19 protein-coding genes and 1 pseudogene are annotated in these 18,695 nt (G+C 39.1%); 18 read left to right on the top strand and 2 right to left on the bottom strand.

All coding sequences use genetic code 11. The features are described 5' to 3' along the window. Nucleotides 1-2 precede the first annotated feature (2 nt). From WKT20_RS13645 to WKT20_RS13630, 4 genes are all read left to right on the top strand, one after another. Entirely contained in the window at nt 3-1,040 is a 1,038-nt protein-coding gene (locus WKT20_RS13645; RefSeq protein ID WP_340417520.1) for an agmatine deiminase family protein, read from the top strand. Then, on the top strand, nt 1,037-1,924 hold the full coding sequence (locus WKT20_RS13640; protein WP_007558137.1) for a carbon-nitrogen hydrolase: 888 nt from the start codon (nt 1,037-1,039) through the stop codon (nt 1,922-1,924). Before WKT20_RS13645 ends, WKT20_RS13640 begins: the two co-directional genes overlap by 4 nt. A 130-nt stretch (nt 1,925-2,054) precedes the next feature. Continuing rightward, nucleotides 2,055-2,189 (top strand): hypothetical protein, encoded by a 135-nt coding sequence (locus WKT20_RS13635; protein WP_259321001.1) that lies wholly within the window; start codon nt 2,055-2,057, stop codon nt 2,187-2,189. Nucleotides 2,190-2,287: 98 nt separating this feature from the next. Beyond that, the gene (locus WKT20_RS13630; protein ID WP_131201009.1) at nt 2,288-2,713 is read left to right on the top strand and encodes a hypothetical protein; all 426 of its coding nucleotides are present in this window, start codon (nt 2,288-2,290) and stop codon (nt 2,711-2,713) included. Between the two features lie 12 nt (nt 2,714-2,725). Here the strand turns inward: WKT20_RS13630 and WKT20_RS13625 are convergent, their stop codons facing one another. Beyond that, nucleotides 2,726-4,231, bottom strand: coding sequence for a TrkH family potassium uptake protein (locus WKT20_RS13625; protein ID WP_340417519.1), 1,506 nt, complete (start codon nt 4,229-4,231; stop codon nt 2,726-2,728). A gap of 626 nt (nt 4,232-4,857) precedes the next feature. Here WKT20_RS13625 and WKT20_RS13620 point away from each other — a divergent pair. From WKT20_RS13620 to WKT20_RS13585, 8 genes and pseudogenes are all read left to right on the top strand, one after another. Further along, the gene (locus WKT20_RS13620; RefSeq protein WP_302462986.1) at nt 4,858-5,079 is read left to right on the top strand and encodes a hypothetical protein; all 222 of its coding nucleotides are present in this window, start codon (nt 4,858-4,860) and stop codon (nt 5,077-5,079) included. Beyond that, nucleotides 5,072-5,557: pseudogene (locus WKT20_RS13615) on the top strand (IS66 family transposase); the annotation flags it as partial. The gene WKT20_RS13620 and the pseudogene WKT20_RS13615, both read left to right, overlap by 8 nt. Before the next feature lie 90 nt (nt 5,558-5,647). Next, a complete protein-coding gene (locus tag WKT20_RS13610; RefSeq protein ID WP_340417517.1) occupies nt 5,648-7,174 on the top strand; it encodes a lipopolysaccharide biosynthesis protein in 1,527 nt (508 codons plus the stop codon). Further along, nucleotides 7,171-8,115 (top strand): glycosyltransferase family 2 protein, encoded by a 945-nt coding sequence (locus tag WKT20_RS13605; RefSeq protein ID WP_340417516.1) that lies wholly within the window; start codon nt 7,171-7,173, stop codon nt 8,113-8,115. The genes WKT20_RS13610 and WKT20_RS13605 overlap by 4 nt, the downstream gene beginning before the upstream one ends. Beyond that, nucleotides 8,112-9,098 (top strand): glycosyltransferase family 2 protein, encoded by a 987-nt coding sequence (locus tag WKT20_RS13600; protein WP_117701637.1) that lies wholly within the window; start codon nt 8,112-8,114, stop codon nt 9,096-9,098. Before WKT20_RS13605 ends, WKT20_RS13600 begins: the two co-directional genes overlap by 4 nt. A gap of 17 nt (nt 9,099-9,115) precedes the next feature. Then, a complete protein-coding gene (locus WKT20_RS13595; RefSeq protein WP_259300756.1) occupies nt 9,116-9,820 on the top strand; it encodes a glycosyltransferase family 32 protein in 705 nt (234 codons plus the stop codon). Between the two features lies 1 nt (nt 9,821). Further along, nucleotides 9,822-10,811 (top strand): glycosyltransferase family 2 protein, encoded by a 990-nt coding sequence (locus WKT20_RS13590; RefSeq protein WP_117701635.1) that lies wholly within the window; start codon nt 9,822-9,824, stop codon nt 10,809-10,811. Nucleotides 10,812-10,827: 16 nt separating this feature from the next. Continuing rightward, on the top strand, nt 10,828-11,703 hold the full coding sequence (locus WKT20_RS13585; protein ID WP_117701634.1) for a glycosyltransferase family 2 protein: 876 nt from the start codon (nt 10,828-10,830) through the stop codon (nt 11,701-11,703). A 483-nt stretch (nt 11,704-12,186) separates the two neighbouring features. Here the strand turns inward: WKT20_RS13585 and WKT20_RS13580 are convergent, their stop codons facing one another. Then, on the bottom strand, nt 12,187-12,528 hold the full coding sequence (locus WKT20_RS13580; protein WP_340417515.1) for a hypothetical protein: 342 nt from the start codon (nt 12,526-12,528) through the stop codon (nt 12,187-12,189). A 351-nt stretch (nt 12,529-12,879) separates the two neighbouring features. Between WKT20_RS13580 and WKT20_RS13575 the strand changes: the two genes are divergently transcribed. The 6 genes from WKT20_RS13575 to WKT20_RS13550 all read left to right on the top strand — a co-directional run. Continuing rightward, the gene (locus tag WKT20_RS13575) at nt 12,880-13,953 is read left to right on the top strand and encodes a glycosyltransferase family 4 protein (protein ID WP_117701632.1); all 1,074 of its coding nucleotides are present in this window, start codon (nt 12,880-12,882) and stop codon (nt 13,951-13,953) included. A gap of 1 nt (nt 13,954) precedes the next feature. Beyond that, nucleotides 13,955-14,755, top strand: a complete 801-nt coding sequence (locus WKT20_RS13570) for a glycosyltransferase family 2 protein (protein ID WP_118441381.1) — start codon at nt 13,955-13,957, stop codon at nt 14,753-14,755. Between the two features lie 135 nt (nt 14,756-14,890). Then, nucleotides 14,891-15,952, top strand: coding sequence for a Wzz/FepE/Etk N-terminal domain-containing protein (locus WKT20_RS13565; RefSeq protein WP_340417514.1), 1,062 nt, complete (start codon nt 14,891-14,893; stop codon nt 15,950-15,952). A 14-nt stretch (nt 15,953-15,966) separates the two neighbouring features. Beyond that, complete coding sequence (locus WKT20_RS13560; RefSeq protein WP_340417513.1) at nt 15,967-17,454, top strand: capsule assembly Wzi family protein; 1,488 nt, start codon at nt 15,967-15,969, stop codon at nt 17,452-17,454. 14 nt (nt 17,455-17,468) lie between these two features. Beyond that, complete coding sequence (locus WKT20_RS13555; RefSeq protein WP_340417512.1) at nt 17,469-17,912, top strand: lipocalin-like domain-containing protein; 444 nt, start codon at nt 17,469-17,471, stop codon at nt 17,910-17,912. A gap of 93 nt (nt 17,913-18,005) precedes the next feature. Then, the coding region (locus WKT20_RS13550) for a GDP-mannose 4,6-dehydratase (protein ID WP_340417511.1) at nt 18,006-18,695 on the top strand (690 nt) is incomplete at its 3' end.

Below are 18,695 nucleotides of genomic sequence, written 5' to 3'. Positions count from 1 at the left end.
ATATGGAAAAGACCTATTATCTGCCCGCCGAATGGTACAAACAAAGCTACATACAGCTTACCTGGCCTCATGCCGATACCGACTGGGCCTATATGCTCGATGAAGTAGAAACCTGCTTTGTCCGCCTTGCTACCGAAATAGCCAGCCGCCAGCCCCTGTTGCTCGTGGCTCCCGAATTTCCGGCAGCCTTGGCCGACTTCCCCTATCGTGACCAGATTACTTTTGTGAAATGTCCTACAAACGACACCTGGGCCCGCGACCATGCTTTCATCACCCTGCTGGAAAAACACTCCGACCCACAGTTGCTCGACTTCTGCTTCAACGGCTGGGGGATGAAGTTTGCTGCTCATAAGGATAACCTCATCAACAGTCATCTGTTCAAGACCGGTGTACTTAACGGCGACTACATCAACTGCCGCAACTTCGTGCTTGAAGGCGGTTCCATTGAAAGCGACGGAGAAGGTACTTTGCTCACCACCTCCCCCTGCCTGTTGGCTCCCAACCGCAACGACACCCTCTCACGCAAAGACATCGAAGCCTACCTGATGGAACGCTTCAACCTGCGTCAGGTGCTCTGGCTGGACTACGGCTACCTGGCCGGTGACGACACAGACAGCCACGTAGACACCCTGGCCCGTCTCTGTCCCGACCACACCATTACCTACGTGCAGTGTCTGGACAAGAACGACGAGCACTACGGTGCCCTCCGCTCCATGGAAGACCAGCTCAAGACCTTCCGTACACTCGATGGAGACCCCTACCGTCTGCTTCCGCTGCCCATGCCCGAAGCCATCTATGACGAAGACGACGAGCGCCTTCCGGCCACCTACGCCAACTTCCTGATTATGAACGAGGCTGTGCTCTACCCTACCTACGCCCAACCGGAAAACGATGCCCGTGCCGCACAGGTACTGGCTGAGGCCTTCCCCGGACGTGAAATCGTAGGCGTGGATTGCCGTGCGCTTATCAAGCAGCATGGTTCTCTCCACTGCGTCACCATGCAATATCCTGAATCTGTAAAAAACCAAATAGCACAATGAAACGAACTATCCGTGTCGGTATCGTACAACAGGCTTGTACGAACGACCTCAAACTGAATCTTGAAAAGCTGCACCGCAACATCGCCTCCGTGGCACAAGCCGGTGCGCAGTTAGTAGTTCTTCAGGAACTCCATAACACCCCTTATTTCTGCCAGACAGAAGATACCAATCTGTTCGACCTGGCCGAACCCATTCCCGGTCCTTCTACCGGTTTCTACAGTGAGATAGCCGCAGCCTACCACATCGTGCTGGTCACTTCGCTGTTCGAACGCCGTGCCGCCGGACTGTATCACAACACTGCCGTGGTATTCGACACTGACGGAAGCATCGCCGGAAAGTACCGTAAGATGCACATTCCAGATGACCCTGCTTACTATGAGAAGTTCTATTTCACTCCCGGCGACTTAGGATTCGAACCTATTCAGACCTCCATCGGTAAGCTCGGCGTGCAGGTTTGCTGGGACCAGTGGTATCCGGAAGGAGCCCGTATCATGGCCCTGAAAGGTGCTGAACTGTTGATTTACCCCACAGCCATCGGCTGGGAAAGCACCGACACTCAGGAAGAAAAAATGCGCCAGCTGGGTGCATGGGTAACCGTACAGCGCGGCCACGCCGTAGCCAACGGTCTGCCTGTCATTGCCGTAAACCGTGTGGGCCTTGAACCCGACCCTTCCGGCCAGACCAACGGTATCCAATTCTGGGGTAACAGCTTCGTAGCCGGTCCGCAAGGCGAAATCATCGCCCAGGCCAGCAACCTGAAAGAAGAAAACATGGTGGTAGAAATCGACATGAACCGCAGTGAAAATGTCCGCCGCTGGTGGCCCTTCCTGCGCGACCGCCGTATCGATGAATTTGAGCAGCTCACGCGCCGGTTTATCGACTAACAGGCTGAGTTACAAATAAAGCAAAGGATTATTACCTGCGGGTAGTGGTCCTTTTTTCTGTATTATAAAAAATGTTTTATCCTTGCATTGAATATGCAATAACGTTATCTTTGCAAAAAAGATAAATAATATGGGAAAGTCTACAGATACAAAAGCAAAGAAACAAATTACAAAGCCTGATTCTGTAAAGGTAAACTTTAAAAAGGTTACTAAAAAAGAACACGCCAAATACAGAATACAGGTCTATTCTTACCTCGTTCCCTAATGAAAATCCTACCTCCTTATTATGGTTCCGTATTTATTATGCGGAAAGCGCCAACTTGTAAAGGAATGCGACACATAGATTTATGGAGATTCAAATCTATGAAAAGCGGAAAAACCTACCTTGTAGACGTAGAAGCATACGAAAAACATATTTATGGAATAAAATTCTACCTGAAGTCGCAAGCACATTTACAAGAAAAATATAGCTTTCAAACCAATGACTTTGAGCCCAGAAGAATAGTGTTAAGTTGTATATACATCATGAAACATTATTATGAAATTGACGTACATTCTTCTTTTGCATTTATTGGAGCAAATAATATGGGAGAAGACAAAGCATGCACCAAGCGTTTCCGTTTCTATCGAACAATTGTCAATACCTATTTTGGTACAAAAACATTTGAACACCACACCGACGAACGCAATAGCGCATACCTAATGCTTAGAAAAACAGAATTAGACAAAAACACCTTCTCTATAAAAGATATAGAAAACTTTTTTAGAGACATATACATGTTATCATAATCTATCTCTTTCTCATCGTCTATCCCAGAAACTCGGAGTCAGCAGCAATAGTACGCCGAAGAGCTCCAGACGCCCTATCAGCATCATAAACGACAACAGCCACTTCGCCAGGTCAGGAAGTGCACTCCATGAAAATGCTGGTCCGAAGACACCCAGTCCTGGCCCCACGTTACCGATACTTGATACAGATAGTCCGAAAGATTCTTCCAGTCCAATGCCCATACACATCAATGCCAGCCAGCATAAGAAGATGCAGACAAAATAAAAAACTACGAACGTCATCACCGTAGCAATGGTACGCTGTGAAACCGCCATCCGGTTCACCTTTACCGGAAGTACAGCCCTGGGGTGCATCAGCCGGTGAAACTCATTCTTCACGTTGCGCAACAAAATCAGCAGACGCACATTCTTAATCCCACCCGCCGTAGAACCGGCACAACCTCCTGCAATCATTGTATAAATGAGCAGCAACCATGTGAAAGGAGGCCACATATTATAATCGTCCGTAGCAAAACCACACGAAGTATGAACAGACGCCACCTGGAAAAGCGATTTCCGGAAAGCTTCCTCCAACCCATAATTATTATGCCAGTATAAGGCCCCGGTAATTATCAGCGTCACCGCCCCAATGGAGATGAGATACAACCGGAGCTCACCATCCTTGAACAACTGTCCGCAACGTCCCTTCATGCACATGAAATAAAGCGAGAAGTTAATACCCGAAAGAATCATAAAGATGGCAATTACATATTCTATAAAAGGAGAATTCCAATAAGCCACACTGGCCTGCTTGGTAGAATATCCTCCAGTAGCCGTCGTGGAAAAAGCATGACATGCAGCATCAAACAAGTCCATTCCTCCTATCAGCAACAGCACCATCTCCGCTAAGGTCAGCATGAGATATACTGTCCATAGCCATTGGGCCATGACACTGATTTTCGGATGAATCTTATCATGTGTCACCCCCGTAGCTTCTGCCGAAAAAAGGACCTGATTACCTACCCCAAAGATAGGCAACACAGCAATCGTAAAGAACACAATACCCAATCCTCCAATCCATTGCGAAAAGCTTCGCCAGAACAACATACCGTGCGAAAGCGATTCAATATCATCCAGGATGGTTGCCCCTGTAGTTGTAAAACCCGACATGGTCTCAAAGAATGCGTCTGCCACCGACGGGATACTTCCGCTTATATAAAAAGGCAGCATTCCGAATCCTGTGAAAAGCAGCCACGTAAACGCCACGATACAATATCCATCGCGCCGTGTCACCCGGTTTTCGGCTCCTCTCCCTAGCAGAATCAGCCCACTCCCCACAGCCATATTAATCAATGTCGTGTAAATAAAATAAATATAGTCTTCCTCCCCATAGCACAAGGAAACGCCTGCACATGCCAGAAACATCATTGCCTCCATAAAGAGCAGAGTGCCCAGGATTCGAAGTATCATCTTTCTGTTAATCAAGCTGTTGCCTCGCGTGTCAGTTACATTGACCGCCGTCGATAAAAAATCTTCCATGTAGCTTTATGTGTTTATCTTGCAAACTTACAAAAATTCTCATGAATCACATCGGGAAACACAAGAAATGACACCATAGAAATGATGCCAGACAGAAAAACGCAAATCTACATGGCTGTATCCTCCCCCACAGGAACGGGTTCCGAAACCGTGACACTTCCGGGCCGCCTCTCCGGAAGCCTCCGGAAAACGCCCTTGCGTTTCAACTAAAACGTACTTGCGTTTGATTCAAAACGTACTTGTGTTTTAAGTAAAACGCACTTGCGTTTGAATCCGAACGCAAAGGCGTTTTTCAAGAGGTGTAAAAAATTGATGAAAAAACAAGAAAATGCGATGCAGTATTTGTCAATTCTGTTCATTTGTTTACTAAAACTGGCTAGAAACTCATTTTGTCGGGATTTCTTTTTGACTTTTCGGTGAAATGGGGTATTTTTGTAAGATAAATAGACGTCGACGCTTACCTTGCATACCTATTTTTGTCTGTTTGGGCTGAGTGGGTGTGGGACAGGTAACGGCGAAGCGTGCCTAAAAAATGACATGATATACATGTAAGCATCCCAAATTGGCGTATTGACTAGCATAGCTCTTTCCTTGACCTTCGCGCTAAACTTAAAACTTGAAAGATTATGTTTAGCGAAAAAGACTTTGAAAGGCTGTGGTTCCTCTACAAGACCGGTGGTGACCTCAAAGGAGTTTCCATCAACTCATTCTGCATCAGCAACAACATTCCTTACACTGCATTCTATGACTGGTTCAAGAAGACACAGAAGAAAGGCTCAGACTATCAGGGGCTGAAAACAAATGTATTGAAGGAGTTTCTTGGTGATGCAAAAATCAAATTTCCTTGAGCTGATAGCAAGATTATACGGCATGGAAGATACTTACCGCCGGGAAAAACTCACTCCAGACGAGATTTACCGCAGAAGGAACAGTAAGAAAACAACTGAAATCATCGAGAAGTTAAGGACGGAGCTTTATGATCTGCTGGCAAATCCTGAAGAGAGTAGAAGCGAACTTATGAGTAAGGTCCTTAACTATCTGAAGACCTTCTGGAATCAGATTTTCGCCTACAGAAATGACGGTGAATACTCAATAGACAATATGGCGGCGGAAAGAGCGATAAGACCAATCACTGTCCAACGAAAGAACAGCCTGTTCTTCGGAAGTGTGAAAGGAATACAGAACTCCGCAATCTATAATACCTTTATAGAAACCTGCAAACAGGCAGGAGTCTCCTTCAGGGATTACTTCTGCAAACTGCTCAGAGAATTAAAAAAGGGAAGAACGGATTACGAAAACCTTCTTCCCATGACAATATGCAAATAATAATCGTTAAATTTGTGAACTCTTTTTTAGACGGGTGCCTGCAGGCACCCGTCTAAAAGGGGCTACCCTAAAATTGGAAGTTTACGAAAGATGCCAGAATCATCCAACAAACGTATCGTTAAAAATACAATCTTGCTATATGTACGGATGCTATTTCTCGTACTAATTAGTTTATACACCTCACGTATCGTTTTACAGACACTCGGCGTAGAAGATTTCGGTATTAACAATGTAGTAGGAGGTGTAATTTCATTTCTAGGCTTCTTGACCGGATCACTTGCCGGAGCATCCTCCCGTTTCATAACCTTTGCCTTAGGCAAGGGCGACATGGACAATCTCAAGAGAATATTCGGAAACATCGTATCCATTCATGTACTGTTTGCCTTAATCGTATTGATACTTGGAGAGACCATCGGACTATGGTTCGTCACCACGCAACTGAACATTCCGGAAGGAAGAGAGACTGCCGCTTTTTGGGTATATCAGTTTTCCATTTTTACAGCAATGGGAAGTTTTATCAGCATGCCTTACAATGCCGCCATCATCGCTCATGAAAGAATGTCAGCATTTGCCTATCTGACCATAGGAGACGCCGTGCTAAAACTTGCCGCTGTGCTCCTTTTGATGATTTTTCCGTACGACAAACTGATTCTATATGCACTGTTCATTCTGTGCATCCAGTTTTTCGACTTTATCGTATATATCCTCTATTGTTCCCGTAAATTTAAAGAGACAAGACTTTCCCGGCCTAAGATAGATAAATCTTTATTTAAAGAAATTTTCTACTATGCCGGATGGACAATGAACGGCAATTTGGCCGTGTTCGGATACACGCAAGGCTTGAATATTCTGCTGAATATATTCTTCAATCCAGCTGTTAATGCAGCACGTGGCATCGCGGTGCAAGTGCAAAACATCGTGAACAACTTCAGTGTCAATTTTCAGACCGCAGTCAACCCACAACTGACCAAAAGCTATGCGCAGGAAGACTACAAACGGATGCATCAGTTATTAGTTGCTAGCTCAAAATTTTCCGTATTTCTGATGATTTTCATCTGTCTCCCTCTGGCACTTGAGATAGATTTGGTTTTGAAATGGTGGTTGGGAGAATATCCGCCACATACCAGCAATTTTCTCCGGCTCATCTTGATTACCAGCATTCTATTTTGTCTAGCTAACCCGATAATCACTTCGGTACACGCCACAGGAAAGCTAAAGAAATTTCAAATAATAGAAGGATGCATGTTGCTTATGATTGTTCCAATAGCCTACCTGCTATTGAAGTTTTTCAGTATCCCACCCGAAAGCGTCTTCATTGTTCATATATGCATTGAGCTATGCACCCAATATGCCCGCATTCACATCGTACTACCCATGATAAGGATGGACATAAAAATGTATATTCAAGAAGTAATAAAACCTATTGGCAAAGTGATTATTATTTCCCCTATTGTTCCCGTTTTATTATACAATTATATTCCACAAAATACTCTTACCTTTTTTATCGTAGGAGTTGTATGTGTAATCAGTGTAACATCCGGCATCTATATATTGGGATGTACAGAGAAAGAACGAAACTTAGTAATGAATAAGTTGACAGCTAAACTAAGAAAATGAATACTCCTTTAATATCAATTATAATTCCAGTCTATAAGGCAGAAAAATATCTTCATTGCTGCGTTGACAGTGTACTGGCACAATCATTTACCAACTTCGAATTAATTTTAATAGACGATGGAAGTCCTGATAATTCAGGAACGATATGTGATGAATATGCTAAACAAGACAGAAGAATAAAAGTATTTCACCAAGAGAATCAAGGAGTAAGCGCAGCACGCAATCTGGGCATAGAACAAGCAAAAGGCGAATGGATAGCTTTTATTGACAGTGATGATTGGGTAGAAAATACAATGTATGAAGAAATGTATCACGCAGTTTCCCTAGCTAATGCAGACATAGCTGGATGTAATTTTTGGGAAATTCTTCCTACCCACGCTTCTGTAATAAATACATTTTACACCAGCCAATCTTTATTTCTAGCGGATATAATAAGTAGTAATTGGGGAGTCGTATGGAAGCTCCTTATAAAAAAATACTTATTTACTGATTATAAGATAAGATTTCCTCAAAACCTAAATGGAGGAGAAGATTATTTAGTTTGCGTACAACTCCTCGTAAAAGCCAAACAAACAATATGCATAAATAAACCTTTATACCACTATAATAGATGTAATGGTCAATCTATCATAACAACATCTACTTTAACCAATACATATGACCAAATAAAGGCTACGGATTTGGTAATTTATTTCCTGCAAAAAGAGGGATTACTAGAAAAATTTAGTTCTGAAATAAAAATCAGGCAATTTCACGCAAAGCTTCCTTTACTAACTCAAAACCCTAAAGAATGGAAAAAGATATATCCTCAAAGTAGCTTCTTGTATAGGAAGTTACTTAATTCACCTAAAAGTAAACTTTTTGCATTTTTATTACTCCATTGCAACTCTTCCCTTATTAACTTTTTCTACAAAAGATTAATAAAACCAAAAGCAATATGAAATCACCTGCAATAACAGTCATTGTTCCCGTCTACAACCAAGAGCATCTTTTAAAAAGATGCGTTAACAGCATACTTAATCAAGATTACACAGATTTTGAGTTAATCTTAATAAACGATGGAAGTACCGATAGCTCAAGTCAGATTTGCGATAAATATGCATCTAAAGATTCTCGAATACGAGTAATTCACCAGCCAAACAGCGGAGTTAGTTTAGCACGTCAAAAAGGATTAGATTGTGCATCCGGAGAATGGATTTTATTCATTGATAGTGACGACTACGTTGAACCTTGCGCTTTTACTAAAATATCCTCATATCTGAATAAATCAGATATTATCATTTTCAATTTTTACGTACTTAACAATCAAGGGAGGACAGAGAGGAAACAAAAGTTATGTGGGAACTTAATTGACAGTATGTATAGCGGAAATGTCTTTGGCGCTCTCTTTAACAAGGTAATTAGAAAAGCTATCATAGACCAAACACAAGTTACATTCCGATACAATCTGAGTTTTTGTGAGGACATGTGCTTCTTATCCGAGCTATGTACTAAGTATGCCTTCCCTTTACAGATAGTCCATCTAAATATCCCACTTTACACTTACGATACTAATACAGTTTCACTTACCAGACCCACCAAGTTCACTCAAAAACAAATAGATGAATATCGCAAATATATCACAATCATTTCAAGAATTTTATCAACACATCCCCAATTAGAACAATTTACATTACCCAATAAAATAGAGGTGAAGTTAGGACTATTACAGATAAATTGCAGCTACAAGGTATACAAACAAAATTATCCTGAAACTTACATATTAATACAAAAGCACAATGCTATCGCCTGTAGATTCATAAGTCCTAAAAGACAAAAGCTATTAAAATGGGCACAAGAAAGACCAGGCTTTTATATAGCTAAGCTAATCCTAAAAATCTTACTGCTAAAAAGTACTCTAAAGAAATTATATTCAAACAAATAAAAACACTTACAAACGATATGATACCCAAAATCATCCACTATTGCTGGTTAAGCAATGATCCAATTCCGAAAGATCTACAGAAATACATGAAAACATGGAAAAAAAAACTCCCCGACTACGAATTCATGCTATGGAACTTCAACCGATTTGATATAAACTCCAGTATTTGGGTTAAACAAGCTTTTGAAGCAAAAAAATATGCTTTTGCGTGTGACTATATCCGACTATATGCCGTATACCATTATGGCGGTATATACATGGATATGGACGTAGAAGTAGTAAAGTCCTTCAACGACATTTTACACAAAGATTATTTACTCGGATATGAGACAGAAGAAGCATTAGAAGCTGGAATATTTGGAGCCTCACCTAAAGCTGAATGGGTGAAAGACGCGCTTGATTATTATCAAGATAGAGAGTTTATTAATCCAGATAGTTCCATTAATAATAAACCATTACCACAAATTTTATACTCTATATTAAACAAGAAATACATTCAAACTCAAATCCTACAGCCTTTTCCCAATGAATATCTGACTGCCAACTCTTACTCCACACGTAAAGTTACTAAAACATCAAAAACCTATACTATTCATCACTTTGCAGGCTCTTGGTTCTCTTTTAAAGACAAACTCATTGAAAGACTTTCTAAAATAATTGGAGAATCAGGTATACAAATACTAGTCAAAATAAAGCAAACCATTTTAAATCGTTTGAAATAGTATGAAAGTATCCATCATCATTCCAATCTATAATGTAGAATCTTACATAAAAAATTGTTTATTGTCTGTCTTTAATCAGACATATAAGGAATTGGAAATTATTCTTATAGATGATTGTGGAACAGATAGAAGTATAGATATAGCAAAAGAAACAATATCTTTATATGGTAAGGATTTTTCAATAAAACTTATTCAACACCCATATAATAAAGGGCTTTCTGCTGCAAGAAACTCTGGAGTTAAAGAAGCAACAGGAGAATATATTTTCTTCTTAGACAGTGATGACGAACTAACCCCTAATTGTATTGAATTGTTAATTAGTTTCTTCATAAAATACCCACATATAGACTTTGTTGTAGGCAAAATAAAGACAATTGGCCATCCGCATGAAATAAAGCTCATGTCAAACGAACATTTAAAAGGAGAAGAAGTCTTATCGGATTACCTACAATATAAATGGAACTTAGCAGGGTGCAACAAATTGATTAGAACAAAATTCATAACAGAGCATAAAATACGTTTTTTAGAAGGAAGACTACATGAAGATAATGATTCCTCTTTCCAAATGGCAATACATGCCCAAGAAATCGCATGCTGCAATACTCCTACTTACCTATATTACTATCGTCCTAATTCTATTACAAGCTATAAGAAACTTAAGAACTTTGAAGACTTGCTATATATCATTTGCAAAAATATAGAGCAATTGCAAAAAATAAAAAAGACATCCTCACTCCAATTATATATAGCAGATTATATTATTCATGAAATATTTGAGTTTACATTAAGCCTGATAAAAGAAAAAAATCCGGCTATCAGTTTCACAAAGAAAAAGGAACTGGTCAGCAAAATAATTTCCGTAAAAGAAAGAATCACTCCATTTAACCTCTACATAACAAGCAATCGACTTAAAAATACGATTCTAAGGATTCCTAATTTCACTGCAATTTTTATTATTCTAAAAATATATAGTAAACTCCGCAGATTATAAATATTACCGACCTCTTATGGATGTTTCAATAATTATTATCAATTACAATACAGAACAACTTGTTTTAAACTGCATAAATAGCATTTATCAAAAAACTACCAAACTAAATTTTGAAATTATTGTAGTAGACAATGATTCTGAACAATTTAATCTACTACAAAATGACAACAGAATTAAATTTATAAAATCATCCAGCAATTTAGGATTCGGAAAAGCTAACAATCTCGCAGCCAAATACGCCCAAGGGAGATATCTATTTTTTCTAAACCCAGATACAATTCTATTAAATAATGCGATAGAATTATTATACAACTTTATGGAAAGTCCCAACAGTCAAAATGTTGGGATATGCGGAGGCAACTTATACAATGAACAACTGCAGCCCAGTCATTCATACCGAATTTTATTTCCTGGTATAATATACGAACTTTTCTTTCTGACAAAAGGGTTTCCTTTCAAATTTTTTATCAAGGAACATTTCAATAAAACAGGAAAGCCACTTGAAGTAGCCTACATAACTGGTGCTGATTTATTCATATCAAAAGAGTTATTCAATAAAGTTAAGGGATTTGACAAACGTTTTTTTATGTATTTTGAAGAAACAGACTTATGCTACACAATACATCAATTAGGGTATAGAATAATAAATATACCTCAGTCCCAAATTGTTCATTTAGAAGGGAAAAGCTTTAAACTAAAAAAAACAAGAGAAAAATTATACTATCAAAGCAGAAGATTATTCTTCAAAAAACACTTTAGTCATACATATTATTATTTTTGCAACTTCATTTATTTTTTTAATTGTCTTACTAGGGTTATTCTATTTTTTATTATAGGAAAGAAGCATTTATTACAAATATGGGGATATAAGTTATGTTTATTCTTTAAATAGTAAGTACAAATTGATGAATATACGCAAATTCTATCACATATATTTATTTGTAGGAGGATTTATCTATTATTTAATTCTCCCTCCATGCGTTGCATTATGCAAATTTTTTACCACGTACCCAGGTATGAATTATCTATATGAGAATTTTGATAAAGAATTTATTTTTCTTTATATAGCCATAATAATATTATTCTTATCATCATTCTTAACAGGAAGCCTATTACCTCTCAAATATATAAACAATAAAGTTTCAGCAATTAAAACAGAGCATATCATAGGAGAACGAGACTTATTCCTATTTTCATTACCATTTTTCTTATTGGGACAGTATTCTATCATACAAAACTCCAATAACTTATTCAAAGGATATCAAACTGAATATGCAACCGACTTCATGGGTTCTATTGCGACCCTAAACACTCTATTTCTTTTTTTTCTCATCTATTATCAAACTACGGCTCGTACAAATCATACTATAAAGCTCTATTTTTTATTTTCAATAATTGAATTTTCTACAATACTACTAGGTCTCGGTTCTCGAATGTATATACTTATCCCTATAATATCATATATCATATACCTTATAGATACGCATAAAATAAAAATTAAAACAATATTATTTAGGTTATCTATTGCCATATTGCTCTTATTGATAGTCGGAATATGGAGATTAGGGAACACAAATTTTTCCATTGATGCATTAGCATACATTGGAATTGCAGAGCCAGTATTTACATGGATTAGTGCTGGTTCTTTATTTTCAACAAGCGAACTACCTTTATTTGCTTTTCCTTCAAACTTCATTACTTCTTTTCTAAATTTCATACCAACTATTTTTATACCCAACAAAGCTGATTTAATACAACCTATCTCCTTATCATACTATAGTCCTTTAGGAGCGACAAGCATTCTAGTTTCTTTAATAGCTAATTTTGGTATATTAGGAAGTTGTATAGCCTTATTCCTCTTAGGCTTCTTTTTTTCCTATATTCGATTAAATGCTCACACTTTATTTTTCAAAACATACTATTGTTGTATTTGTGGCATTATTCCATTTCAGTTGTTTCGGGATGAATTCTCAATCGTTAATAAAATGCTTTTCTATAATTTCTTACTCTTCCCCTGTTTATTCCTGATAATTGAAAAATTTATTACATCCAAATATCAAACGAAATCATGAAAATAATTTTAGATAATATTATATTCTCCCTACAAAAATCCGGTGGGATATCAAGCGTTTGGTTTGAATTATTATCACGTATACTCAACTCAAAAAACGAAGTACAATGCTTAAACTACACAAACAATAATATATTTTCACAAAGTATACAATACAAAATGAAACAAATACTTTCATCTAAACTACTTAAATTTCCAGAACGATATATTAACCCCCGAGTTGAATCGAATAAGGAAAAATTTATTTTCCACTCATCCTACTACAGAACATGCTCAAACCCACATGCTATCAATATTACGACTGTACATGATTTCACATATGAATATTATAATAATGGGATAAAAAAACTAATTCACTCGTGGCAGAAAAGAAAAGCTATTCTGAAATCGGACTACATTATCTGTATATCTGAAAATACTAAAAAAGATCTTTTACATTTTATTCCAGAAGTAAACCCAAATAGAATACGAATAGTCTACAATGGAGTATCAGAGGATTATTATTTGTTGCCTTCCGAACAGCCATCTAAGAATATCCCATTTCCTGCTGAATCATACGCAATTTTTGTGGGATCCAGAGCTAAATATAAGAACTTTGAACTTACAATAAAAGCAATATCCCAATCAAATTTAAATTTGGTCATCGTAGGAGCCCCCTTAAACAAACATGAACAAAAATTAGTTCATCAATATTTTAAAGAAGCGAAAAGAGTACACTGCACTGGATATATTGATAACAAAGGACTTAATATCTTATACAATAACGCTTTTGCATTGCTCTACCCTTCTATCTATGAAGGTTTTGGAATTCCAATACTTGAAGCTCAAAAAGCAGGCTGTCCAGTCATTGCTTACAAAGGGTCATCTATCCCGGAAATTATAGGAGATGACACACTTTTAATAAACGAATCGTCAACCTCGGAAATTCAAAGATGTATATCCATACTACAAGACGAACAGCAACGTACAAACATCATAAAGAAAGGCTTAAAAAATACTCAACGTTTTTCATGGGATAAAATGTATGACAGTGTTTTAGCTATTTACAAAGAAGCATGGAATTCAAAGTAATATGAAAATTTCAATTATCACAGCCACATTCAACAGCGCATCCACTTTACGGGATACAATAGAATCTGTCGTTCGACAAACTTACGACAATTATGAATATATCATCATAGATGGGAAATCAACAGATGGCACCATAAACATCATAAAGAAATATGAGCCCCAGTTGCAAGGCAAACTGAAATGGATTTCAGAAAAAGATAAAGGCATATATGATGCTATGAACAAAGGTATTTCATTAGCTACCGGAGATGTTATCGGTATACTCAATTCGGATGATTTTTATACAACGAATGACATATTGCAGAACATTGTCACAGCATTCCAACAAAATGACATCGATGCAGTCTACGGAGACATACATTTTGTAAGTGATTCAGACTTGAGCAAATGTGTACGGTATTACTCATCTGGAATATTTAAAAGAAAACTAATGCGTTTAGGATTTATGCCAGCCCATCCATCTTTCTACATAAAAAAGGAATGTATAAACAAAATAGGACTATACGATACTTCATATAAAATAGCTGCGGATTTTGATTTTCTATTAAGAGCTATATATATCAATAATATCAAAACATTATATCTCAAAAAAGATTTTGTCACAATGCGTATGGGAGGGGCAAGTACATCTGGAATTTCTAGCCATCGCCTGATTATGAAAGAGCATCTAAAGGCTTTCAGAAAATATCATATCTGTACGAATCCCTTTTTATTATCTCTACGATATATATATAAGATTTATGAGCTGCTTGTCTCTAAGATAAGCCATAAAGAACGAATAAATACAAAATCATTACCCTGATTAGAGCAAAAAAACCTACAAAAATATTAGTGAACCTGCTTCTATTTGTATAACTAGCAGATATTTAATAACTTTGTGCTATAATTTATTTTAACAATGACAGATTCTAACAACAATAAACCACAACAAAAGGTCATGGAAATAGACCTCATGGCTCTATTCCGCAAACTATATGAAAGCCGTAAAAAAATTTATAAAACAATAGGCGTAGGTATTGCAATCGGACTAATAGTCAGCTTCAGCCTGCCCAAGATTTATGAAGTGAAAGTGAGCCTATCTCCTGAATCCGGAATTAACGGTACCAATGGATTATCCGGCATTGCCTCCATGTTCGGTTTAGGAAATGCATCTACCGGTTTTGGAGAAGATGCACTTACTTTTAATATGTTCCCTGAAATTGTAAAAACAAATCCTTTTGCCTTGGAAATGCTTCAAATCCCCATTCAGACTCAAAAAGAAGATAGCATTATACTTTATGATTATCTGAATACGGAAAAGAAACCTTGGTGGAGTTATGTAATGGGGGTTCCTGGAATGCTTATTGGGGGAATAAAATCACTCTTTACAGAAGAACAAAAAGATAGTATAAAAGCAATTGATCCATTCCGTCTCACTCCGGAACAAAGTGGAAGAATAGGAATGTTGAAAAAAGTATTGGAAGTGGAAACGGACAAGAAAACCAACATGACAAAAGTCACTGTTTCCTTGCAAGACCCGCTTGCAGCAGCTATCGTGGCAGATAGTGCCGTACACAAACTGCAAGAATACATCACAGACTATCGTACTCGCAAAGCCAAGCAGGATTATGACTTCCAGCTCAGTTTATGCGAACAATATCGAAAGGAATATTTTGAAGCCCAACAGGAATATGCTAAATTTGCAGATGCCAATCGGAATGTCATCCTTCAAGCTGTAACTTCTGAAAAAGATAGATTACAGAAGAACTTAAATTTAGCAGAACAAATCTATAGTCAGTCCATGGGACAATTACAAGTGCTTCGTGGAAAAGTGCAGGAAGCCAAGCCGGTGTTTGCCGTAGTAGAACCAGCCACCGTACCACTTGCTCCGGCATCTCCCAAGAAAATGCTCATCATCATTGCTTTTGCATTCTTAGCTTTTGTGCTTGAGTCTGCATGGATTCTTTTCGGGAAAGACATTTATCATGACTTCAAGAATGAACTGAAAAAGAAAGATTAATTCTACAATTCTCTATGAAACTAAAAGCAATTTTACTCTTTGCTATACTATCCGGTAGTTTGTCGCAGGCACAGACCGAAAACTCTTCCCTCACCTATCACGTAGAATTAGGAGCCACTGCCGGAGACGGTACGTACGCTCCATTGTGGTTTACAGGTAACCGTTACGGATTAGGAAGCACAAATCCGAACTCGGGATATTTGTTAGCAGGAATCTCTTACGAGAAACAATTCAAACGCGGATGGCGTATTGAAGCCGGATTAGACATGGCGGGAGGCATTCATCAGGCGCAAGATGTGTTCATTCATCAGATATACAGTGATTTTTCCTGGAAGATGCTGACACTGAGCATCGGAAGTAAGGAACGACCGGGTTTTCCGCTGACCAAGAACACAGCACTAAGTAGCGGAATGATGGTGGAAGGTCCTAACACGCAACCGATTCCACAAATCAGAGGAGAAATCAAGGAGTTTCTAAACGTGCCGGGCACAAAGGGATGGCTGGCTTTTAAAGGACACATTGCATACGGTTCATTTACAGACAATGGCTGGCAGAAAGATTTTGTTCGACCTGGGCAGTATTTCACAAAAGATGTGCTTTACCATAGCAAATCGCTTATGCTGCGGCTAGGGAACAAGGAAAAACTTCCATTGGAGTTTGAATTTGGTCTTTTGATGGCGGCACAATTTGGAGGTGATCAGTATCTGAAGCTGGAAGATGGAAGTACAGAGAAGGTGCTGGATATGCCGGACAATTTGAAGGCTTACTGGAAAGCTTTTTTCCCTCAAGCAGGAGGAAGTGATACTCCCGAAGGAGAACAAGTAAACGTGGAAGGAAACATGTTAGGAAGCTGGAACTTCGCACTGAATTACTATTTGGGACAATGGAAGTTCCGGGCTTATCTGGAACATTATTTTGAAGATACATCGCAGATGTTTTGGGAATATGGACGCTGGAAAGACGGACAAATCGGACTGGAAATTACTTTTCCGAAAAACCAGTGGATAACTTCGGCCGTATGGGAAGGACTTTGCACAAAAGACCAAGCAGGTCCCCTGTTGTTTGATAGCTTTTGGGGACAGTTTCCTGAATACCAAATCAGCGCCGACGATAATTATTACAATCATTATATTTATGGAGGCTGGCAGCACCAAGGTATGGGCATGGGCAACCCATTGCTTCCAGGACCAGCCTATAATGCAGACCATAGTATTTCATTCCGGAGTAACCGCGTAAGAGCACATCATCTGGGTATCAATGGACAACTTTCTTCAGAGTGGGGATACCGCATGCTGATTTCATTTGCCCGGCACTGGGGTACATACGGAAACCCTCTTGACCAACAGCGGAAACAATTCAATTCGCTCTATGAAGCAACTTATACACCGAAATGGGCAAAGGGATGGAGTGCTTCGGCTGCACTAGGACTTGACCGAGGCAATTACTTGGGTAATTCTACAGGAGGCATGCTGACCATCAGAAAAACAGGAGTGATTTTTTAATTGAAGAAAGAAGTATGAAACGAATTTTCTATATAGGGCTTTGCATGATGGTACTGGCCATGGCATGCAACAGTTGCAAGAAGGAACCGATAAACAGTGAGATTGAAGGACACTGGCAATTATTGGAATTTACTACGAAAGCGGACAATGAGGTGCATACGTGCGAACGCATCTATTATAGTATACAGCTTTGGGTAGTGGAAGTAGCAGAAAAACAAGGGCCACAGGGATTGACTCCTTTCCGTGGAAGATACCAGTACGATGAAGCAAGTAATAGCATCACCCTGAACGACATGAGCACGTATGACCTTCCAGAAAACTCCCGCCCGGCTGAGGTATGGGAACTGGAACCCTACGGACTAAACAATGTGAATACGACGTTCAAGGTAGTGGAAACAAACGGGAAATACATGACCTTAGAGTCTGATTATGCCATATTAAAGTTTAAGAAATTCTAAAGCAAAAGGCATATAATCAGAAGAAAAGCCCCGGCTGTCATTGGCAGTACGGGGCTTTTTCTATATCTTTGCGGGGTAAAATTTTGATTATTTATGGAAAGAAAAGTAGCACTAATCACAGGTATTACAGGACAGGACGGATCATTCCTGGCCGAATTTTTATTGGAAAAAGGTTATGATGTACACGGTACCATCCGCCGTTCGTCAGTAGACTTCCGCGAACGTATCGCACATCTGGAAGGACAACCGAAATTTCACTTGCACTATGCGGATTTGGGGGATTCCATGAGTATTCTGCAAGTGGTAAGCAAGGTACGCCCCACGGAAATTTACAACCTGGCAGCACAAAGCCACGTACAGGTGAGTTTCGACTCTCCGGAATTTACAGCTGACGTAGACGCCACAGGGGTACTCCGCGTGTTAGAGGCTGTCCGTCTGTGCGGACTGAAAGATACCTGCCGTATCTATCAGGCTTCTACTTCGGAACTTTACGGAAAGGTGGAAGAAGTGCCGCAGAATGAAAACACACCGTTCCATCCTTACAGCCCGTATGCAGTGGCCAAACTGTATGGTTTCTGGATTGTGAAGGAATACCGCGAGGCTTATAATATGTATTGTTGCTCGGGTATCTTGTTCAACCATGAATCGGAACGCCGTGGAGAAACTTTCGTAACACGTAAGATTACATTGGCTGCAGCCCGCATTGCACAGGGAAAACAGGAGAAGCTATATCTGGGTAACCTGGACTCATTGCGCGACTGGGGTTATGCCAAAGATTACGTA

Origin of the sequence: Phocaeicola sp. ICN-14070 (assembly GCF_037892625.1) — a bacterium.
GTDB classification, from domain to species: domain Bacteria; phylum Bacteroidota; class Bacteroidia; order Bacteroidales; family Bacteroidaceae; genus Phocaeicola; species Phocaeicola plebeius.
This window is presented reverse-complemented; position numbering and strand designations above follow the sequence as displayed.